The 1,213-nt window shown below is 66.8% G+C and carries 1 protein-coding gene; it reads left to right on the top strand.

The annotated features are described in order from the left end of the window. Positions 1–2: 2 nt before the first annotated feature. On the top strand, positions 3–1,211 hold the full coding sequence (pcaF, locus tag AC5XE7_RS20815; protein WP_495367431.1) for a 3-oxoadipyl-CoA thiolase: 1,209 nt from the start codon (positions 3–5) through the stop codon (positions 1,209–1,211). Positions 1,212–1,213: the final 2 nt, after the last annotated feature.

The following is a 1,213-nucleotide window of genomic DNA, read 5'->3' as shown; positions in this document are numbered from 1 at the left end:
ACATGCGTGAAGCCTATATCTGCGATTATATCCGCACGCCGATCGGGCGTTTTGGCGGTTCGCTGTCGTCGGTGCGCGCCGACGATCTCGGCGCGGTGCCGCTGAAGGCGTTGATGGAGCGCAACGCGTCCGTCGACTGGGAGGCGGTCGATGACGTACTCTATGGCTGCGCCAATCAGGCCGGCGAGGACAACCGCAACGTGGCGCGCATGGCGCTTCTGCTGGCAGGCCTGCCCGATGTGGTGCCCGGCGCCACCATCAACCGCCTGTGCGGCTCGGGCATGGATGCGGTGATGAGTGCCGCCCGCGCCATCAGGGCCGGCGAGGCCGAACTGATGATCGCCGGCGGCGTGGAATCGATGAGCCGCGCGCCCTTCGTCATGCCCAAGGCCGAGACGGCATTCTCGCGCGCTGCCGAAATCCACGACACGACCATTGGCTGGCGCTTCATCAACCCGCTGATGAAGAAGCAGTATGGGGTGGATTCCATGCCGGAGACGGCCGAGAACGTGGCCGCCGATTTCGGCATCAGCCGCGCCGATCAGGACGCCTTTGCCGTGCGCAGTCAGGACAAGGCGGTTGCCGCACAGGAGAACGGGCGTCTCGCGCAGGAAATCGTGCCGGTGACGATCCCGCAGCGCAAGGGCGATGCGGTGGTCGTCTCCAAGGACGAGCATCCGCGCGCCGGCACCACGGTGGACACGCTGGCCAGGCTGGCAACCCCGTTCAGGAAGGAAGGCGGCACGGTGACCGCAGGCAATGCCTCCGGCGTCAATGACGGTGCTGCCGCCCTTATCATCGCTTCGGAAGCGGCGGTGAAGAAATATGGCCTGACCCCCATCGCCCGGGTTCTGGGCGGGGCGAGCGCCGGCGTTGCACCACGCATCATGGGCATTGGTCCGGCACCTGCCACGCAGAAGCTGTGCGCAAGACTTGGCCTTGCACCGTCGGCCTTCGATGTGATCGAGCTCAACGAGGCCTTTGCCGCACAGGGCCTTGCGGTTCTGCGCGAACTCAGGCTTGCCGACGACGCCGCGCAGGTAAACCCCAATGGCGGGGCGATCGCGCTTGGTCATCCGCTTGGCATGTCTGGCGCGCGCATCACCGGCACGGCGGCACTGGAACTGAAGCTGCGCGGCGACAGGCTGGCGCTCGCCACCATGTGCATCGGCGTCGGGCAGGGCATCGCCATCGCCGTCGAGGCCGTCTGAGG

It is taken from the genome of Aquamicrobium sp. YD-1-mutant5, assembly GCF_059509755.1.
This window is presented reverse-complemented; position numbering and strand designations above follow the sequence as displayed.